This window comes from Actinoallomurus sp. NPDC050550 (assembly GCF_040655075.1).
GTDB lineage: Bacteria > Actinomycetota > Actinomycetes > Streptosporangiales > Streptosporangiaceae > Actinoallomurus.
In genome coordinates this window covers 1-19555 of the sequence record NZ_JBFAJC010000013.1, presented here as the reverse complement: position 1 = coordinate 19555, position 19555 = coordinate 1, and the positions used below count along the sequence as shown (strand labels likewise).

General features: G+C 72.0%; 13 protein-coding genes and 1 pseudogene. 11 read left to right on the top strand and 3 right to left on the bottom strand.

Going from position 1 to position 19555, the window contains the following annotated elements:
• Window positions 1-65 precede the first annotated feature (65 nt).
• Both pheS and pheT read left to right on the top strand, forming a co-directional pair.
• Entirely contained in the window at window positions 66-1175 is a 1110-nt protein-coding gene (gene pheS, locus AB0I04_RS19515; protein ID WP_360886203.1) for a phenylalanine--tRNA ligase subunit alpha, read from the top strand.
• Window positions 1175-3682 carry a phenylalanine--tRNA ligase subunit beta gene (pheT, locus tag AB0I04_RS19510; RefSeq protein ID WP_360886202.1) on the top strand — a complete coding sequence of 836 codons (2508 nt, stop codon included), beginning with the start codon at window positions 1175-1177 and terminating at the stop codon, window positions 3680-3682. The genes pheS and pheT overlap by 1 nt, the downstream gene beginning before the upstream one ends.
• Before the next feature lie 203 nt (window positions 3683-3885).
• Here pheT and AB0I04_RS19505 read toward each other — a convergent pair whose 3' ends face one another.
• From AB0I04_RS19505 to AB0I04_RS19495, 3 genes are all read right to left on the bottom strand, one after another.
• Complete coding sequence (locus AB0I04_RS19505) at window positions 3886-5931, bottom strand: phosphocholine-specific phospholipase C (protein ID WP_360886200.1); 2046 nt, start codon at window positions 5929-5931, stop codon at window positions 3886-3888.
• Between the two features lie 201 nt (window positions 5932-6132).
• Window positions 6133-7647: a CYTH and CHAD domain-containing protein gene (locus AB0I04_RS19500; RefSeq protein ID WP_360886199.1), complete on the bottom strand. Its 1515-nt coding sequence runs from the start codon at window positions 7645-7647 to the stop codon at window positions 6133-6135.
• 150 nt (window positions 7648-7797) lie between these two features.
• Window positions 7798-8181, bottom strand: coding sequence for a hypothetical protein (locus tag AB0I04_RS19495; RefSeq protein WP_360886197.1), 384 nt, complete (start codon window positions 8179-8181; stop codon window positions 7798-7800).
• Between the two features lie 96 nt (window positions 8182-8277).
• Between AB0I04_RS19495 and argC the strand changes: the two genes are divergently transcribed.
• The 9 genes and pseudogenes from argC (at window position 8278) to tyrS (ending at window position 18524) form a co-directional block, all read left to right on the top strand.
• Complete coding sequence (gene argC, locus AB0I04_RS19490; RefSeq protein ID WP_360886195.1) at window positions 8278-9306, top strand: N-acetyl-gamma-glutamyl-phosphate reductase; 1029 nt, start codon at window positions 8278-8280, stop codon at window positions 9304-9306.
• Complete coding sequence (gene argJ / locus AB0I04_RS19485) at window positions 9303-10457, top strand: bifunctional glutamate N-acetyltransferase/amino-acid acetyltransferase ArgJ (RefSeq protein ID WP_360886193.1); 1155 nt, start codon at window positions 9303-9305, stop codon at window positions 10455-10457. The genes argC and argJ overlap by 4 nt, the downstream gene beginning before the upstream one ends.
• Complete coding sequence (gene argB / locus AB0I04_RS19480) at window positions 10454-11371, top strand: acetylglutamate kinase (RefSeq protein WP_360886191.1); 918 nt, start codon at window positions 10454-10456, stop codon at window positions 11369-11371. Before argJ ends, argB begins: the two co-directional genes overlap by 4 nt.
• Entirely contained in the window at window positions 11368-12543 is a 1176-nt protein-coding gene (locus tag AB0I04_RS19475) for an acetylornithine transaminase (protein WP_360886189.1), read from the top strand. Before argB ends, AB0I04_RS19475 begins: the two co-directional genes overlap by 4 nt.
• Window positions 12540-13043: pseudogene (locus AB0I04_RS19470) on the top strand (arginine repressor); the annotation flags it as partial. The gene AB0I04_RS19475 and the pseudogene AB0I04_RS19470, both read left to right, overlap by 4 nt.
• 257 nt (window positions 13044-13300) lie before the next feature.
• Window positions 13301-14500, top strand: coding sequence for an argininosuccinate synthase (locus AB0I04_RS19465; protein ID WP_360886187.1), 1200 nt, complete (start codon window positions 13301-13303; stop codon window positions 14498-14500).
• A 195-nt stretch (window positions 14501-14695) separates the two neighbouring features.
• Entirely contained in the window at window positions 14696-16126 is a 1431-nt protein-coding gene (gene argH / locus AB0I04_RS19460; RefSeq protein ID WP_360886185.1) for an argininosuccinate lyase, read from the top strand.
• Window positions 16126-16752, top strand: coding sequence for a DNA-3-methyladenine glycosylase (locus AB0I04_RS19455; RefSeq protein WP_360886183.1), 627 nt, complete (start codon window positions 16126-16128; stop codon window positions 16750-16752). Before argH ends, AB0I04_RS19455 begins: the two co-directional genes overlap by 1 nt.
• A gap of 506 nt (window positions 16753-17258) precedes the next feature.
• The gene (gene tyrS, locus AB0I04_RS19450) at window positions 17259-18524 is read left to right on the top strand and encodes a tyrosine--tRNA ligase (RefSeq protein ID WP_360886181.1); all 1266 of its coding nucleotides are present in this window, start codon (window positions 17259-17261) and stop codon (window positions 18522-18524) included.
• Window positions 18525-19555: the final 1031 nt, after the last annotated feature.

Genomic DNA, 19555 nt, shown 5'->3' with positions numbered 1-19555 from the left:
CGGGCTGGAGGCCGTGCGCCGACTAGACTCGATCGCCGTTCCGCCACTGCTGGAGTAATCCGAACATGTCCGCACCTAATAAGTCATATGACCCCGTCGAGGTCACCGCGCTCCACCCGGACGAGGTGGCCCGCGCGCGCGACGAGGCGCTCGCCGCGATCGCGGCGGCCGCGAGCCTCGACGAGTTGAAGCAGGTCCGTCTGGCCCACGCCGGCGACCGTTCGCCGCTCGCGCTCGCCAACCGGGAGATCGGCGCCCTGCCGCCGCAGGCCAAGGCCGAGGCCGGCAAGCGCGTCGGCACCGCCCGCCGTGAGGTCTCCGACGCGCTCAAGGCGCGTCAGGTCGAGCTGGAGGAGGAGCGCGACCAGCGCGTCCTCGTCGAGGAGGCCGTCGACGTAACCCTGCCGTGGGACCGCACGCCGCGCGGCGCCCGGCACCCGGTGACGACCATCGCCGAGCGCATGGCCGATGTCTTCGTCTCCATGGGCTTCGAACTGGCCGAGGGGCCGGAGGTCGAGGCCGAGTGGTTCAACTTCGACGCGCTGAACTTCCCGCCCGCCCACCCGGCGCGGGAGATGCAGGACACCTTCTTCGTCGAGTCGGAGGACTCGGGCCTCGTTCTGCGGACCCACACCTCGCCGGTCCAGATCCGCGCTCTGCTGACCCGTGAGCTTCCGGTCTACGTCGTCTGCACCGGCCGCACCTTCCGCACCGACGAGCTCGACGCGACGCACAGCCCCGTCTTTCACCAGATGGAGGGCCTGGTCGTCGACGAGGGCATCACCATGGCCGACCTGCGCGGCGCCATCGGCGCGTTCGTCACGGGGATGTTCGGCGAAGGGCTCAAGACCCGCTTCCGCCCGTACTACTTCCCGTTCACCGAGCCGTCCGCCGAGGTCGACATGCAGTGCTTCGTCTGCCGCGGCGCCTCGGCCGAGCCCGGCGGCGAGCCCTGCCGCACCTGCCGGTCGGAGGGCTGGATCGAGCTGGGCGGCTGCGGCATGGTCAACCCGCGCGTGCTGATCGCCGCCGGGGTCGACCCGGAGCGCTACAGCGGCTGGGCGTTCGGCCTGGGCGTCGAGCGCACGCTGATGTTCCGGCACGGGGTCGAGGACATGCACGACATGTTCGAGGGTGACGTGCGCTTCACCCAGGCATTCGGGATGGAGATCTGATGCGCGCCCCTGTTTCGTGGCTGCGGGAGTACGCCGAGCTGCCCGCCGAGGTCACCGCGCGTGACATCGCCCAGAAGCTGATCGCCGCCGGTATGGAGGTCGAGTCCGTCGACGCCGTCGGGCACGACGTGACCGGCGTGATCACCGGGCAGGTCCTGGAGATCGAGGAGCTCAGCGGTTTCAAGAAGCCGATCCGCTTCTGCCAGGTCGACGTCGGCGAAGGCGAGCCGCGCGGCATCGTCTGCGGCGCGACCAACTTCGTCGCCGGCGACCGCGTGCCGGTCGCGCTGCCGGGCGCCGCGCTGCCCGGCGGGTTCGCGATCGCCGCGCGCAAGACGTACGGGCGGGTGTCCGACGGCATGATCTGCTCCGAGGCCGAGCTCGGCCTGGCCGAGAGCAGTCCCGGCATCCTCATCCTGCCGGCGGACACGCCCCTCGGGGCCGACTTCGTCGAGCTGACCGGGCTCCGCGACGAGGTGCTCGACCTCGCGATCACGCCGGACCGCGGCTACACCGCCTCGATCCGCGGCGTCGCCCGCGAGGTCGCGACGGCGTACGACGTGCCGTTCCGCGACCCCGCCGACGTCGAGCTCCCGGCCGAGACCGGCGAGTCGTACCCGGCGAGCATCGCGGACCCGACCGGCTGCGACCGCTTCGTCCTCCGGGAGGTGCGCGGCTTCGCGCCGGACGCGCCGTCGCCGCTGTGGATGCGGGTCCGGCTGGCCCGCGCCGGTATGCGCTCGGTGTCCCTGGCCGTCGACGTCACCAACTACCTGATGCTCGAGCTGGGCCAGCCGCTGCACGCGTTCGACCGGGCGAAGCTGACCGGCCAGATCGTCGTCCGCCGGGCCGAGCCGGGCGAGCGGCTGGAGACCCTCGACCACGTCGTACGGGACCTGCACCCGGACGACGTTCTGATCACCGACGGGTCGGGCCCGATCTCGATGGCCGGCACGATGGGCGGCCTGCACACCGAGATCGACGAGAAGTCGGCCGACATGGTGATCGAGGGTGCGCACTTCTCGGCGAGCGACCTGGCGCGGCAGGGCCGCCGCCACAAGCTCAGGAGCGAGGCGCTGTACCGCTTCGAGCGCGGCGTCGACCGTGACCTGCCGCTGGTGGCGACGTACAAGGCCGCGCGGATGCTGGCCGAGCTCGGCGGCGCCGAGGTGCTGCCCGGCGTGACGCACGCCGAGGCGCCGGCGGAGAACGTCACGATCACCATCCCGGCCGGCCACCCGGACCGCGTCGCGGGCGTCGCGTACGGCCGTGACACGGTGGTCAAGCGGCTGCGTGACGTCGGCTGCGAGGTCATTGTGATGCCGGGCCGGTGGGTCCCCGATGACGACGACGTCCTCACCGTGACGCCGCCGTCCTGGCGGCCCGACCTGCGCGACCCGAACGACCTCGCCGAAGAGGTCATCCGGCTCGAGGGCTACGAGAACATCCCCGCGCGCGCCCCGCGTTCGGTCGCCGGGCGGGGTCTCACCCCGGCGCAGCGGCTGCGCCGCCGCGTCGGCCGGGCCCTGGCCGCGGCCGGCTACGACGAGGTGATCAACTACCCGTTCGTGTCCGCAGGCGACTGGGACGCCCTGCAGCTGCCCGCCGACGACGCCCGCCGGCGCGCGCTGCGGCTGGCCAACCCGCTCACCGAGGACGAGCCGCTCCTCCGCACGACGCTGCTCCCGGCGCTGCTGCGCACGCTGGGCCGCAACGTCGGGCGCGGCTTCGCCGACGTCGCCCTGTTTGAGACGGGCCTCGTCTACCGGCCCCGTCCGGACGCCCCGACCCCGCCGCGGCCGCCGGTCGACCGCGCGCCCACGGCGGAGGAGCTCGCCGCCATCCAGGCGGCGCTGCCCGACCAGCCGCTGCGCGTCGCCGCGGTCCTGGCCGGGGCCCGGGAGCCGGCCGGTTGGTGGGGCGAGGGCCGCCCGGCGACCTGGGCCGACGCCATCGAGGCCGCCCGGATCGTCGCGGCCGAGGCGGGCGTCGAGCTGGAGGTCAAGGCGGACCAGCACGCGCCCTGGCACCCCGGCCGCTGCGCCGCGCTGTTCGCCGACGGGACCCTCGTCGGCCACGCGGGGGAGCTGCACCCTCGGGTGACCAAGGCGTACGACCTGCCGTCCCGCGCCTGCGCCATGGAGCTCGACCTGAGCCTGCTGGAGCCGAAGGCGTCCGGCACCGTGGTCGCGCCGCACGTCGCGACGTACCCGGTGGCCACCCAGGACATCGCCCTGACCGTGGCCGGGCCCGTCCCCGCCGCCGAGGTGGAGGCCGCGCTCCGGGCGGGCGTCGAGGCGCAGGGCGCCGGGGACCTTCTCGAGTCGATCCGGCTCTTCGACGTGTACACCGGTGAGCAGGTCGGCGAGGGGAACAAGTCGCTCGCCTACACGCTCCGGTTCCGCGCGTCCGACCGTACGCTCACGGCCGAGGAGACCACCGCCGTCCGGGACGCCGCCGTCGCCGCGGCGGCCGAGCGGGTCGGCGCCGTCCTTCGCGGAGCCTGACCCAGGAGCCATCCGGACGGAGATCCACCGGATACGCCCCAACACCGCGCCGTGATCACGCAAGCGTGATCACGGCGCGGTCGTGTCACATCGGCCCGCGCACGAGATGCCGGCGATATCGGTCGCCGAGGGATCAGCGGACCCGGTCGGCCTCGCCCACGACGCTCGGCGGCAGTGAGGGCGAGGCCGGGGTGTCCCCGTGCTCAGCTCGTGGCGATCGCGGGGTCGCTCGTGCTCGGGCGTCCGGTCTCGACGTGGCCGGCCAGCCGCCGCAGGAACGTGTCGTCGTGGTCGGAGACGACCGACAGGTCGTACCAGCCGTGGCTGCGACCCGCCGATGCCACGTGTACGACGCGTGCGCCCGGCTGGACCCGGTACGTGGCCGTGCGCCCGTTGCCGTAGGCGTCCTTGACCGTGAGCCGTACGGGGTCCTTGCCGCCGTTGGTCAGCACCAGCTGGACCTCCTCACGGCCGCCGTCGTGGCGCGCGGCCACCTCGGGGCCGGCACTGCCACCGTGACCGGCGAGTCGCCGGAAGAAGCCGTTCGGACCGTGCACCCGGACGTCGTACGCGCCCGTCCCGCTCCACGTCGCGGAGAGCCGTCGGCCCGCGCCCACGGTGTAGGTCCAGGGCCCGTTCGCGTGGGTCGTGGAGGTGACGTAGAAGGTCGCGGCCGCCTCGCCGTGATCGGCGAAGTCGATCGCCAGACCGTCGGCTCCCACCCGGCCGTCGGCGGCCAGGTCGTACGGCAGCGGCCGGGCGGGGCGCAGCCCGCGCTCCTGCTTCGGCAGCGCCGGGTTCGCCGGCGGGGTCGGAATGTAGTCGGGGTGCCGGTCGCGGTCCGGCGGGACATAGCCGCTGGTGTCGGGGAGCGCGGGCATCCGGGCGGCGGTGTGGCCGAAGTCGAACGCCGAGGTCAGGTCGCCGCAGACGGCCCTGCGCCAGCCCGAGATGTTCGGCTCGTGAACTCCGAAGCGCTGCTCCATGAACCGGATGATCGAGGTGTGGTCGAAGACCTCGGAGCACACCCAGCCGCCCTTGCTCCAGGGCGACACGACGAACATCGGGACGCGCTGCCCCAGGCCGTACGGACCGGCGACGCTCTGGCCGGAACCCGGGAAGATCTCGCCGGCGACGTCGACCGTCGAACGGCCCTGCGCCGAGGACGACGGCGGGTACGGCGGCACGGCGTGGTCGAAGAAGCCGTCGTTCTCGTCGTAGGTGATGAACAGCGCCGTCTTGCTCCACACGTCCGGGTTGGCCGTCAGCGCGTTCAGGACCTGGGAGATGTACCAGGCGCCGTAGTTGACGGGCCAGTTCGGGTGCTCGGTGAAGGCCTCGGGCGCGGCGATCCACGAGATCTGCGGCAGCCGGCCGGCCTGAACATCGGCCTTGAGGATGTCGAAGAATCCCTGGCCGTGCTTGGCGTCGGTGCCGGTCCGTGCCTTGTCGTAGAGCGGATCGCCGGGCTTGGCGTTCCGGTACTGGTTGAAGTAGAGCAGTGAGTTGTCGCCGTAGTTGCCGATGTAGGCGTCGTTCGTCCACCCCCAGGAGCCCGGGCCGTCGAGGCCGTCGCCGGCATCCTGGTAGATCTTCCAGGAGACCCCGGCCTTCTCCAGGCGCTCGGGATAGGTCGTCCAGGAGTAGCCCACCTCGTCGTTGCCGAGGACGGGGCCGCCGCCGGTGCCGTCGTTGCCGGTGTAGCCGGTCCACATGTAGTAGCGGTTCGGGTCGGTGGGGCCGATCATCGAGCAGTGGTAGGCGTCGCAGATCGTGAAGGCGTCGGCCAGCGCGTAGTGGAACGGGATGTCCTTACGCGTGAGGTACGCCATCGTGGTGGCGGTCTTGGCCGGCACCCACTTGTCGTACGCGCCGCCGTTCCAGGCGGCGTGCCCGCCGTTCCAGCTGTGGTCGAGGTCCTGGAGGAACCGCAGGCCGAGGTCGGTCGCGTCCGGGTGGAACGGGAGGACGTCCTTGGTCCCGTCGGACTGGTTCCAGACCGGCTTGCCGCTGGGCAGCGTCACGGGATGCGGATCGCCGAATCCGCGCACACCGCGCAGCGTGCCGAAGTAGTGGTCGAAGGACCGGTTCTCCTGCATGAGGACCACGATGTGCTCGATGTCCCGCAGAGTGCCGGTGCGACGGGCCGCGGGGACCTCAGCGGCCCGGGCGATGCTCGTGGACAGCGCGGTCATCGCGGCCGTCCCACCGGCGAGTTGCATGAATCGTCGACGGTTGATGTCGGTCATGAATGGCCTGCCTCGGGGTCGGATCAGCGGGGCAGGACAGTGTTCTCAAGCGATCAGCAACGCTCCACGGCGCATGGGGGAAATCGGGGAGAAGCCTTGGCCAACCCGAGTCGCCGCGCAGCCGGAGGTGGATCCACCGGACACGCCCGGGGACGTCGACCGGGCGGTCGCGGCCTGAAGACGGAGGTGGGCCCGCGCGGGTCACTTCTTCCGGAGGGCGCGGCGCGGCCCGCGCTTGGCGGCCTTCTTCACGGCGGCGGGCAGATTCCGCAGCTCGCGTTCCCTATCGTGTTCCTCCCGCTCGGCGAGCCGGCCGGCGGTGAAGGCCTCGGCGGCCGGTGTCCCGGGCCGGCGGGCGAAATCACCGAGCCGCTCGGCGGCGACCACGCCGTCCTGGTAGGCGCCGAGCACCTCCTGCAGCCGCTCCGCGCGGCGGGCCAGCTTCTTCGCGGGGGAGCCCAGGGCGGGCACGGCGGCCTCGGCGGTGTAGCGGGCCCGCTTGGCGGCCTTACGGGTGCCGTGGAGGGCGACGTCGTGGGCCGTGCTCGGGGGCAGTTCGGCGGAGCGGGCATGGCGGCGCAGCATCGTCCGCCAGGCCTTGTCGACGGCCTTGGCCGTCTCGCGCCGGGTCGGTCGGCGGGCGTGTCCGCGGATGAGGGGCGGGGAGGCCAGGAAGGCGTCGACCGCGTCGAGGAGAGCGAGGTACCGCGGTGCCAACAGGCTCGCGCGCAGCCGGTCGCGAGCGCGGAGCTCCTCCGCTGCCATCGCGGCCAGCCACGTCGGCCGCTGATCGGCGTCGGGCAGGTCCGCCAGGCGCCGCTCGAACCGCGCGCGGAGCACCTCCAGGTCACGGACCTCGCCCAGCACGTCGGCCAGCCACTTCAGCTCGGCGTCGAGGCCGGCGACGCGGGCCGGATCGATCATGCGCCGATGGGTGCGGAGGAGGCTGCGCATCCGCCGTACGCTCACGCGCATCCTGTGCACCGTGTCGTCGTCGTGGTCGGCCAGGCGGACGAGCGGGTCGTACGCCAGCATCTTGTCGAAATGCTTGGCGAGATAGGTTACGAGGACCCCTCCGGCGGTGCGGGTGTCCGCGCGCCGGTCGGAGGAGGGGACCGCTTCCAGCGTGCGGGCCAGCTTGGATCGGGCCGCCGACTCCCGGGCGCCGGCGCCGAGCAGGTGGTCGCCGACGGCCGACAGGAAGTCGTCGGACGCGGTGACGGCCTCGATCTCGATCTCGCGCCACGCCATCAGGCGGACCTCGCCGCCGCTCCCGCCGAAGGGGTGCGCGTGCACCGTGTCGTCGGCCAGTTTCGCCAGCACCCGGCCGTTCTTGCCCAGGAGGGGGCGTTCGATCCGGCGGGTCTCCACCTCGGCCACGGGCACGAGCGGCCTCCCGCGCGTGCGGACGGTGACGAGCGTGGCGAGTTCCGCGGGCACAGCCTGCTCACCGCCGTCGCCGAGCGGCAGCTGGATCTCTCGCCTGGTGTTCTTGCCCGCCGGCAGCTTGAGGTGCCATCCGGCGTCATCGCCGCCGCGCCGGCGGCGCAGCGTGATCCCGTGGGCGGCGAGCCGCAGGTCCTCCGTGTCGAAGTACCGGGCCTGAAGGGTGTGCGTGGCGGGTTCGCCGACCTTTACGCGGGCTTCCCGCAGGTCGGGAAGCACGAAGTCGGCGTCGGCGTCGTACTTGCGCTCGAGTTCCGTGTGGTGAGCCACGGCGAATCTCCCTCAAAACATGTATATATCGGGGCAAAACGGCATACCCAGATATACGCCGTTGAAGATTCGCCGGGAAGTCCTCCGCGAGCGTCAGGACCGGGGGTGAGCTTCCGTGAGCGTCAGGGCCGGGGCGGGCCCGACGCGGGGTCAGCCCGCCTTCTGGAACGCGGTGACGGTGGCGCCGCTCTTCGTGCAGTCGGCGCCGCGGCCGTTCTGCTGGATCTGGTCGGGCGGGTAGATGACGCACGACCAGCCCTGGACCGAGAGCTCGCCGCCGCTGCCCTGGCCCGGCGCCTTGCCCTCGGCGATCTCGGCGAAGAACGCCTTGTACACCGAGACCGCCTCGGCGCAGGACGCCGAACCCTTGGTCACCTTGAGGTACGCCGGGGCGCCGCCGGCGGCGTCGACCTTCCCGCAGTCGGCCTGGCCGGCCGCCGTCGTCTTGGCGGCCTTCGGCGTGGAACCGGAGCCGCATCCGGTGACGGCGAGCAGGGCGGCCAGGGGCAGGGAGAGCAGGGCGATCCGGCGCATGGACGGGACCTTAGCGGTTTCCCGGGAACCGGAAAGGCGCTTGCATGATGATGCAGCGAAATGCATACTTAACACAGCGCCACGGAGGAGGAGACGATGGGCACGCGTGCGGCGATCGCCGGAGCGAGCGGCTATGCGGGAGGTGAGCTGCTGCGTGTGCTGGCCGGGCACCCCGAGCTCGAGATCGGCGCGCTGACCGCGAATGCGAGCGCGGGCACACCACTCGGCGCGCACCAGCCGCATCTGCACCCGCTGGCCGACCGGATCCTCGCCGAGACGACACCCGAGGCCCTGGCCGGTCACGACATCGTCTTCCTCGCCCTGCCTCACGGCCAGTCCGGGCCGATCGCGGAGCAGTTGGGCGACGACGTGCTCGTCGTCGACTGCGGCGCCGACTTCCGGCTCGCCGACGCCTCGGACTGGGAGCACTACTACGGCGGCGCGCACGCGGGCACCTGGCCGTACGGCCTGCCGGAGCTGCCCGGCAACCGCGAGCGGCTCCGCGCCACGCGGCGCATCGCGGTGCCGGGGTGCTACCCGACCGTGTCGCTGCTCGCGCTGTTCCCCGCGTACGCCGCCGGGCTGGCCGAGCCCGACGCCGTGATCGTCGCGGCGTCCGGCACCTCCGGCGCGGGCCGGGCACCCAAGCCCAACCTGCTCGGCAGCGAGGTCATGGGCTCGATGAGCGCGTACGGCGTCGGCGGCGTCCACCGCCACACCCCGGAGATCACCCAACAGCTGTCCGCGGTGGCGGGGCACCCCGTCACCGTGTCGTTCACGCCGACCCTCGCGCCGATGAGCCGCGGCATCCTCGCCACCTGCTCGGCCAGGGCCGCGCCCGGCGTCACCGCCCAGGGCCTGCGGGAGGCGTACGCCGCCGCCTACGCCGACGAGCCGTTCGTCCGCCTCCTGCCCGAGGGCCAGTGGCCCGCGACCGCGATGACGCTCGGCGCGAACACCGCCGTCGTCCAGGTCGCCCTCGACGAGCGCGCCGGGCGCGTCGTCGCGGTGGCCGCCATCGACAACCTGACCAAGGGCACCGCCGGCGGTGCCGTGCAGAGCACGAACCTCGCCCTCGGTCTGCCAGAAGCAATGGGTCTCACCATGATCGGAGTCGCCCCGTGAGCGTCACCGCCCCCCTTGGATTCAGAGCGGCCGGGCTCGCCGCAGGCATCAAGAAGGGCGGTGAGCGCGACCTCGCCCTCGTCGTCAACGACGGTCCGTCCCGCGCGGCGGCCGGCGTCTTCACCCGCAACCGCGTGAAGGCCGCGCCGGTGCTGTGGTCGGAGCAGGTGCTGCGCGGCGGCCACGTGCGCGCCGTCATCCTCAACTCCGGTGGGGCCAACGCCTGCACCGGCCCGGCGGGCTTCCAGGACACGCACCAGACGGCCGAGAAGGTCGCGGACGTCCTCGGCGACTCGGCCGGCGAGGTCGCGGTCTGCTCCACCGGTCTCATCGGCGAGCGGCTGCCGATGGACGCTCTGCTCAGCGGCGTCGACAAGGCCGCCCGCGAGCTGTCGCGCGACGGCGGCCTGCCGGCGGCCGACGCGATCCGGACCACGGACACCGTCGCCAAGATCGCCTTCCGCCGGGCGACCCGCGGCTACACCGTCGGCGGCATGGCCAAGGGCGCGGGCATGCTCGCGCCGGCCCTCGCCACCATGCTCTGCGTGATCACGACCGACGCCGACGTCGACGAGGCGACCCTCGACCGGGTGCTGCGGCGGGCCTGCGAGGTGACCTTCGAGCGGCTCGACACCGACGGCTGCATGTCCACCAACGACACCGTCCTGCTGCTGGCCAGCGGGGCGAGCGGCGTCAGCCCGTCCGAGGACGAGCTCGCCGAGACCGTCACCGACATCTGCGCCGACCTCGCCCGGCAGCTGCTGCTCGACGCCGAGGGCGCCACCAAGGCGATCGCGATCGAGGTCGTCGGCGCGGCCAACGACCACGACGCGGTCCTGGTCGGGCGCGCGGTGTCCCGCAGCAACCTGCTCAAGTGCGCGATCCACGGCGAGGACCCCAACTGGGGCCGCGTGCTGTCCGCCGTCGGCACCACCGAGGCCGTCTTCGACCCCGACCGCCTCAACGTCGCGATCAACGGCGTCTGGGTGTGCCGCAACGGATCCTTCGGCGACGACCGCTCCAAGGTCGATATGCGGCCCCGCGACGTGACCATCACCGTCGACCTCAGCGCCGGCCCTCACACCGCGACCGTGCACACCACCGACCTCACCGCCGACTACGTGCACGAGAATTCGGCGTACTCCTCATGAGCCCCAAACCACAGATCCGCACGGCCGCCAGCGAGGCCGCCCTGCAGAAGGCCGCCACGCTCATCGAGGCGCTGCCGTGGCTGGAGGAGTTTCACGGCAAGACCGTCGTGATCAAGTACGGCGGGCATGCCATGGTCGACGACGACCTGCGGCTGGCCTTCGCCCGTGACGTCGCCTTCCTCCGGTACGCCGGGCTGCGCCCGGTGGTGGTGCACGGTGGCGGCCCGCAGATCAACGCGCACCTGGACCGGCTGGGCCTGAAGAGCACGTTCAAGGCCGGTCTCCGGGTGACCACGCCGGAGACCATGGACGTCGTCCGCATGGTCCTGGTCGGCCAGGTCGGCCCCGACGTCGTTGGCCTGCTCAACCAGCACGGCGCGTTCGGTGTCGGCATGTCGGGGGAGGACGCCCGGCTGTTCACCGCCGAGCGCAAGGCCGCCGTGGTGGACGGCGAGCAGATCGACATCGGCCAGGTCGGCGAGATCGTCGACGTCGACGCCGGAGCGGTCCGCAGCCTCCTCGACGACGGCCGCATCCCGGTGATCTCCAGCATCGCCCGCGGCGAGGACGGCGAGGTCTACAACGTCAACGCCGACACCGCGGCGGGCGCGCTGGCCGCCGCCCTCCAGGCCAGCAAGCTGATCGTGCTGACCGACGTGGAGGGTCTGTACTCCGACTGGCCGGCCGACGGTTCCGGGGACCCCTCGGAGGTCATCGACCAGATCACCGCCGACGACCTGGAGAAACTTTTGCCCGAACTGTCAGCGGGCATGGTGCCCAAGATGGAGGCCTGCCTGCGCGCGGTGCGCGGCGGGGTCCCGCAGGCCCACGTGCTCGACGGCCGGGTGCCGCACGCGCTGCTGCTGGAGATCTTCACCGACGAGGGAATCGGAACCATGGTGGTGCCGGCATGAACGACTTGCGGACACGGTTCGAGGCCGCGCTGATGCCCAACTACGGCGTCCCGCCGCTCGCGCTCGCCCGCGGCGAGGGCTGCCGGGTCTGGGACACCGACGGCAACCCCTACCTCGACCTCATCGGCGGCATCGCGGTCTCCGCGCTCGGGCACGGCCATCCGGCGCTGGTCCAGGCGGTCTCCGCGCAGGTCGGCGCCCTCGCGCACACCTCCAACCTGTTCCTGCACGAGCCGGAGGTGCTGCTCGCCGAGCGCTTGCTCGCGCTGCTGGGCGGCGACGGGCGCGTCTTCTTCGCCAACTCCGGCACCGAGGCCAACGAGGCGGCCTACAAGCTCGTCCGGCGGCAGGTCGGTCCCGGCCGTAGCTACGTCGTCGCGGCGGACAGCAGCTTCCACGGCCGGACGATGGGTGCGCTGGCACTGACCGGCAAGGCGTCGATCCGCGAGCCGTTCGGCCCGTTCGCCACCGACGTACGGTTCGTGACGTACGGCTCGGTCGACGAGCTGCGGGCCGCCGTCACCGGCGACTGCGCGGCCGTCTTCCTCGAGCCGACCCAGGGCGAGGCGGGCGTGATCCCCGCGCCGGAGGGCTACCTCGCGGCCGCGCGGGCGATCTGCGACGAGACCGGAGCGGCGCTCGTCCTCGACGAGATCCAGAGCGGCATCGGCCGCACCGGCACCTGGTTCCAGCACCAGCACGAGGGCGTACGGCCCGACGTGATCACCCTGGCGAAGGGGCTGGGCGGTGGGCTGCCGATCGGCGCCTGCGTCGGCTTCGGCCCGTACGCCACGGCGTTCGGCAAGGGCGATCACGGCTCCACGTTCGGCGGCAACCCCGTCGCCTGCGCCGCCGCGCTGGCCGTGCTGGACACCATCGAGCGCGAGGGCCTCCTCGAGCACGTCACCAAGGTCGGCGACCAGCTCGCCGCCGGCATCGAAGCGATCGACCATCCGCTCCTGGCGGGCGTACGCGGCCGGGGGCTGTGGCGGGCGATCGTCCTCACCGAGCCCAAGTCCGCCGCCGTCGAGGCCGCCGCCCGCGACGCGGGCTTCCTCGTCAACGCGGTCGCGCCCCAGGCGGTCCGGCTCGCCCCACCGCTGATCATCACGCCGGACGAGGCCGCCTCCTTCGTCACGGCCCTGCCGGGAATCCTGGGGGCGACGTCATGACCACACCGCTGACGAAGACGGCGCGGCAGTCGCGGATCATCGAGCTGCTCGGCCGCAACGCCGTGCACTCCCAGAGCGAGCTGGCCCGGCTGCTCGCCGACGCCGGCGTCGACGTCACCCAGGCCACCCTGTCGCGTGACCTCGTCGACATCGGCGCGGTGAAACTGCGGGCCGCGGACGGCACGCTGATCTACGCGGTGCCGGGGGAGGGCGGCGAGCGCATCCGCCGGGCCCGGACCGGCGCCGCCGAGACGTTCGGCGGCCGGCTGGCCCGGCTCGCCCAGGAGCTGCTGGTCTCCGCCGAGGCCTCCGCGAACCTGGTGATCGTGCGCACCCCGGCCGGCGGCGCGCAGTTCCTCGCCTCGGCCATCGACCACGCCGACTGGCCCACCGTGCTCGGCACCGTGGCCGGCGATGACACGGTCCTCGTCATCGCGCGTGACCCCGCGGGCGGCGACGAACTCGCGGCCGCGCTGCTGGCGCTGACCGAGCGGCGCCCGGACGACCGGGCCCCACGAGTCGCGCGCGGCGGCGTGGGCGGCGCGCCCACCGACTCCTCCTGGGACCCGGCGGCCGACCCCGACGGCGGCACCGTCCAGGTCCCCCGCAGCACCGCCCCGATCATGTCGGCGGCCCCCGAGAAGGCCGAGCGACGAGCCTAGGGGTGTCCGGTCGGAGATCCACCGGGCACCCCCAGGGCGCCGTTCAGGCGGCGCCCGCCGTCAGCGTCAGACTTTCGAATACTGGAGCCATCGTCATGACCGAACGCGTCGTACTCGCGTATTCCGGAGGTCTCGATACCTCCGTCGCCATCCCGTACCTCGCCGAGCAGACCGGCGGTGAGGTCGTCGCCGTCGCCGTGGACCTCGGGCAGGGCGGAGAGGACCTCGAGGTCATCCGGGAGCGCGCTCTCGCCTGCGGCGCCGCCGAAGCGGTCGTCGTCGACGCCAAGGAGGAGTTCGCGGCGGACTTCTGCTTCCCCGCCCTCAAGGCCAACGCCCTCTACATGGACCGGTACCCGCTGGTTTCCGCGCTGTCCCGCCCGCTGATCGTCAAGCACCTCGTCGCCGCCGCGAAGGAGTACGGCGGGACGACGGTGTCACACGGCTGCACCGGCAAGGGCAACGACCAGGTCCGCTTCGAAGCCGGCCTGTCGGCCCTCGCTCCCGAGCTCAAGGTGATCGCGCCCGCCCGTGACTTCGCCTGGACGCGGGACAAGGCCATTGCCTTCGCCGAGGAGAAGAGCCTGCCGATCGACGTCACGTCCAAGTCGCCGTACTCCATCGATCAGAACCTCTGGGGCCGCGCCATCGAGACCGGCTTCCTCGAGGACATCTGGAACGCTCCGATCGAGGACGTCTACGCCTACACGTCGGACCCGGCGCAGCCGCGCGAGGCCGACGAGGTGATCATCACCTTCGAGGAAGGCGTCCCCATCGCGCTGGACGGCCGGGCGCTCAGCCCGTACCGGCTCGTCGCCGAGCTCAACAAGCGGGCCGGCGCCCAGGGCGTCGGCCGCCTCGACATGGTCGAGGACCGCCTGGTCGGCATCAAGAGCCGCGAGGTCTACGAGGCACCGGCCGCGATCACGCTGATCACCGCCCATCAGGAGCTGGAGAACGTCACGGTCGAACGCGACCTCGCCCGCTTCAAGCGCGGCGTGGACCAGCGCTGGAGCGAGCTGGCCTACGACGGCCTGTGGTTCTCGCCGCTGATGGAGGCGCTCGACGTCTTCATCAGCGAGGCCCAGAAGCACGTGTCCGGCGACGTCCGGATGACCCTGCACGGCGGCCGGGCGGTCGTCACGGGACGGCGCAGCGCCGCGTCCCTGTACGACTACGACCTCGCCACGTACGACACCGGTGACACGTTCGACCAGAGCCTCGCCAAGGGCTTCGTCGAGCTGTGGAGCCTGCCGAGCAAGATCGCGGCCAAGCGGGACCGCCGACTCGGCTGAACCACCTCGGCCGGTCGGTCTCCCGGCCGCCGTCGGCCACGCGGGACCGGCCGGCACATGTCCATCATCAATGCTCCGGGCCCGACGGCCCGGGCGGCACCCGCCGACACGGCCGGGCCGCCATGCAGTAGTTTCGCATCGGCGGCCGGTCAGGTCGCGGACGCCTGCCGACAGTTTCCAGGGGAGAAGAACAGCGTGACGGACGACCAGCAGCACAAGACGCCGACCAGGCTGTGGGGCGCCCGGTTCGAGGGCGGTCCGTCCGAGGCCCTCGCCCGCCTGTCGGTCAGCGTGCAGTTCGACTGGCGGCTCGCCCCGTACGACCTGCTGGGGTCGCGAGCCCACGCCCGGGTCCTGCACCGCGCGGGCCTGCTCACCGACGACGAGTTGCGCCGCATGCTCGACGCGCTCGACGACCTGGACAACGCCTGCCGCGCCGGCGAGTTCCGACCGACGGTCGCCGACGAGGACGTCCACACCGCGCTGGAGCGCGGCCTGCTCGAACGGCTCGGCGCCCTCGGCGGCAAGCTGCGCGCCGGCCGCAGCCGTAACGACCAGGTCGCCACGGACATGCGGCTCTACCTGCGGGACCACGTCCGGCAGGTCGTGTCCCGGCTCGTGGAGCTGGAGACCGCGCTGATCGCCCAGGCCGACCACAACCTCGGTGTCGCGGCTCCGGGCATGACCCACCTGCAGCACGCCCAGCCGGTGCTGTTCTCGCACCAGCTGCTGGCGCACGTGCACGCATTCGCCCGCGACGTCGACCGGCTGCGCGACTGGGACAAGCGCGCCGCGATCAGCCCGCTGGGCTCCGGCGCGCTCGCCGGGTCCTCGCTGCCGCTGGACCCGGAGGCGGTCGCGGAGGAGCTGGGCTTCACCGCCGCCGCGCCCAACTCGATGGACGCCGTGAGCGACCGCGACTTCGCCGTCGAGTTCCTCGCCGCGGCCGCGCTGATCGGCGTCCACCTGTCGCGGCTGGGCGAGGAGGTCGTGCTCTGGGCGTCCCAGGAGTTCCGCTGGATCGAGATGGACGACACCTACGCGACCGGGTCGTCGATCATGCCGCAGAAGAAGAACCCGGACGTCGCCGAGCTGGCCCGCGGCAAGTCCGGCCGGCTCATCGGGCACCTCACCGCGCTGCTGACCACCCTGAAGGGCCTGCCGCTCACCTACAACCGCGACCTGCAGGAGGACAAGGAGGGCGTGTTCGACGCCGTCGACACCCTGCTGCTCGTCCTGCCCGCGGTGTCCGGCCTGATCGCCACCATGCGCGTCAACACCGAACGCCTGGAGTCCCTCGCGCCCGAGGGCTTCGCCCTCGCCACCGACGTCGCCGAGCTGCTGGTCCGCAAGGGCGTGGCGTTCCGTGACGCGCACGAGGTCGTCGGCCACCTCGTCGTGTGGTGCCAGGTCAACGACAAGGACTTCGGCGACCTCACCGACGACGAGCTGGCCAAGGTCTCCCCGCACCTGACCCCGGACGTACGCGACGTCTTCTCCGTCCAGGGCGCGCTCGCCGCTCGCAAGGCGTACGGCGGCACCTCTCCGGAGCGCGTCACCGAGCAGCTGACGACGCTGCGCTCGCTCGTCGACGGCCACGCCGCCTGGGCGGCCTCGGGAATCTGATGAGCGCTCCGCTCCCGCGCGCGTTCTTCGACCGCTTGCCCGAGGAGGTCGCACCGGACCTGCTCGGCTGCGTCCTCGAACGCTCGTCGCCGGAGGGGACGGTCGCGGTGCGCCTGACGGAGGTGGAGGCGTACGCCGGCCCCCTCGATCCGGCCTCGCACGCCTTCCGGGGCCGGACGGACCGCAACGCCGTGATGTTCGGTCCGCCCGGCCACGCGTACGTGTACTTCACGTACGGCATGCACTACTGCGTGAACCTCGTGTGCCTGGGGGAGGGCACCGCGGCGGCCGTCCTGATCCGCGCCGGTGAGATCATCGAGGGCCGGGAGCTGGCCATGGTCCGCCGTCCGCGCTCTTCGGTCCGCGATCTAGCGCGGGGCCCCGCCCGGCTCTGCGAGGCCCTGGCGATCGACCGGGCTCTCTACGGCGCCGACGTCTGTGACCCGGAGAGCCCTCTGCGCGTGCTGCCCGGGACGTCGTCGGCGGAGGTGCGCACCGGGCCCCGTACGGGGGTGACCAGCGCCAAGGACGTGCCCTGGCGGTTCTGGATCGACGGGGATCCGAGCGTCTCCGCGTACCGCTTGCACACGGCCCGCCGGCGGCCGACGCCGGAGACGCGCCGCTAGGCCGTCCGCGGCCCGCCGCGACGGGTCGATCGCCCAGCGGACTGCGACGCGAGCGCCGGATCGCGACGCGGGTTGCGGATCCCACGCGGGTGGCGGATCGCTACGTGAGCGACGGATCGCGACGCGGGTGGCGGATCGCTATGTGAGTGCCGGTGGGTGGCGGATCGCTACGTGAGTCCCGGATCGCGACGCGGGTGGCGGGCCGCTGCGCGATCGGCGCGCAGCTACGGTGGTCGGGGCCGCAGGAGCATGCTCCCGGCCCGGGTCAGCGCCGCGTCGGTGACGAGAGAGACCGCCGCGCTCGACGCCGGACAGCGCGCCACGCTCGAAGGTCTGCTCGCCGCCGTCGCGGACGCCGAGGGCCTCCCGGCCTGAGAGGTCGGCCAGGCGCGGCGGTGCCTGGCGGCAAATCGGTGGGAGACCCACCGGACGACCCGTTACCTTGATGCCGAACCGGTCCGGCATCCTTGGAAGGGACCGGACGTACGTACGAGACGAGGAAGAACGTGACCGACATACTGGACGATCTCGCCTGGCGAGGCCTGATCACACAGTCCACCGACCTGGACGAACTGCGGGCCATGCTCGCCTCGGGGCCGGTCACGCTCTATTGCGGTTTCGATCCGACCGCGCCTTCACTGCACGTCGGGAGCCTGATGCAACTCCTGACGCTCCGCCGGTTCCAGCAGGCGGGCCACCGCACGATCGGGCTGGTCGGCGGCGCCACCGGACTCATCGGCGACCCCAGCGGCAAGAGCGCCGAGCGTACGCTCAACTCCGAGGAGGTCGTCGCCGGCTGGGTCGAGCGCATCCGGAGGCAGGTCTCCCGCTTCGTCGACCTGGCCGACGACCGCGGCCTCATCGTCAGCAACCTCGACTGGACCGGGCCCATGTCGGCCATCGAGTTCCTGCGCGACATCGGCAAGCACTTCCCCGTCAACCGCATGCTCGCGCGGGAGACGGTCAAGTCGCGGCTGGACACCACCGGAATGAGCTACACCGAGTTCAGCTACGTGCTGCTGCAGTCCCTGGACTTCCTCGAGCTGTACCGCAGGTACGGCTGCCGCCTGCAGACCGGCGGCAGCGACCAGTGGGGCAACCTCACCGCCGGCGTCGACCTCATCCGCCGGGTGGAGGGCGGAAGCGCCCACGCGCTCACGACCCCGCTCGTGACACGGGCCGACGGCACGAAGTTCGGCAAGACGGCCGGAGGCGAGACCTACTGGCTCGATCCCGAGCTGACCTCGCCGTACGCCTTCTACCAGTTCTGGCTGAACGCCGACGACCGTGACGTCGTGACGTACCTGAAGTACTTCAGCTTCCGGAGCCACGAGGAGATCGAGGAGCTGGAGAAGGCGACCAGCGAACGCCCTGCCGCTCGCGCCGCACAGCGAGCCCTCGCCGAGGAGCTCACCACGCTCGTCCACGGGGCGGAGGAGACACAGCGGGTGATCGCCGCGTCCCGTGCGCTGTTCGGCCAGGGCGACCTCGGCGAGCTGGACGAGCGCACGCTGGCCAGCGCGCTGGCCGAGGTGCCGTCCACAACGGCCTCCGGACCGCTGCCGCCGGTCGTGGACCTCCTCGCGGCGACGGGCCTGGTGGGCAGCAAGTCCGAGGCACGCCGTACGGTCGCGCAGGGCGGGGCCTACGTCAACAACGTCAAGGTCACCGACGAGGCGGCAGTGCCCGACCAGAGCGACCTGCTCCACGGCCGCTTCCTCGTCCTGCGGCGCGGCAAGCGCAACATCGGCGGAGTGACGGTCGACTCGTAACCAACGCACGTGGGCGGCACCCGGGTTGGCCGGGCGCCGCCCACGCCGCTCTCCGCGACCTGACGTGGCTTGGTGTGGCTTGGCGTGGGGTCGGCGCGATCGTCGGCGGACCCTGTCGTTCGGAGGCCTGCCGGAGCTATGGGACCGGCCGTCCGCGGTGCCGGGGGCAGGGCGCTTCCGGCGCGATCGTGCCGGGCCGCCCCTTCCTGACGACACCGGGGAGCGGACAGCTCGGGATGTGAACCGGTCCGCTCGGACCGCCGAGAAGCACTGGCCTCGTGGCCGCTCCCACACGGACGGGGAACCTGGGCACCAGCGCCCGATCGAGCCGCCGGGAATATCCCCGGAACGCTCGTCGGTTGACCACGAACGCGGGCGAGGTGGGCGATCCCGGCGATGCCTGCGACTGTTGGGGCGATCGCCTCGGCGATCGACAGCAGTTCCGAGCAGAGATCCCGGTGATCCGGGAGCACGCTTTTTGCGAATCGTCGAATCCTCTGAGTCGATGACGAAGAGATCGACTCGGATTGCGATCTGCGCCTACGCGATCGAGCCCGCCGATTTGACGGTGTTTCCCGGTGGCCGTAATGTTCTCTTCGCCCCCAGGGGAGCGGGACGCCGGAAGGTGGCCGGCCCAGGGGGAACCCACACTGAGTGCTTCTGGTTCGGACCACGGTCCGAGCGAGGTAGCATGGTGTGGTCGCCCTGAGACGGGATGCGGAACATTGCTGAGAGCGGTGGTCGGCCCGTAGGGGAACTTCTGGATGTGGCTGCTGCGGCCGGTTCGCCGGTCGGGGTGACTGTTGTCTGGAGGGGCCTGTTCTGGCTTTTTGCTTGTCGGTTTCAAGATCTTCGGATCTGGGGGTTGACAAACGGAGCGGGAACGGTAAGATAGAAGGGTTGCCCCAGACGGGGTCCGGCGAGAGTCGGGTTCCGGACGGTGTGTGTCCGTTTCTTGAGAACTCAACAGTGTGCTAAAAGCCAGTGCCTTTTGGTCCTCGCTTGGCTGGGCTGATCTTTCGGGGTTGGTC

Bases quoted from the DNA above. Each gene is read 5' to 3' on its own strand.
- pheS (WP_360886203.1), top strand. From the start codon at position 66: ATGTCCGCACCTAATAAGTCATATGACCCCGTCGAGGTCACCGCGCTC.
- pheT (WP_360886202.1), top strand. From the start codon at position 1,175: ATGCGCGCCCCTGTTTCGTGGCTGCGGGAGTACGCCGAGCTGCCCGCC.
- AB0I04_RS19505 (WP_360886200.1), bottom strand. From the start codon at position 5,931: ATGACCGACATCAACCGTCGACGATTCATGCAACTCGCCGGTGGGACG.
- AB0I04_RS19495 (WP_360886197.1), bottom strand. From the start codon at position 8,181: ATGCGCCGGATCGCCCTGCTCTCCCTGCCCCTGGCCGCCCTGCTCGCC.
- argC (WP_360886195.1), top strand. From the start codon at position 8,278: ATGGGCACGCGTGCGGCGATCGCCGGAGCGAGCGGCTATGCGGGAGGT.
- argB (WP_360886191.1), top strand. From the start codon at position 10,454: ATGAGCCCCAAACCACAGATCCGCACGGCCGCCAGCGAGGCCGCCCTG.
- AB0I04_RS19475 (WP_360886189.1), top strand. From the start codon at position 11,368: ATGAACGACTTGCGGACACGGTTCGAGGCCGCGCTGATGCCCAACTAC.
- AB0I04_RS19465 (WP_360886187.1), top strand. From the start codon at position 13,301: ATGACCGAACGCGTCGTACTCGCGTATTCCGGAGGTCTCGATACCTCC.
- AB0I04_RS19455 (WP_360886183.1), top strand. From the start codon at position 16,126: ATGAGCGCTCCGCTCCCGCGCGCGTTCTTCGACCGCTTGCCCGAGGAG.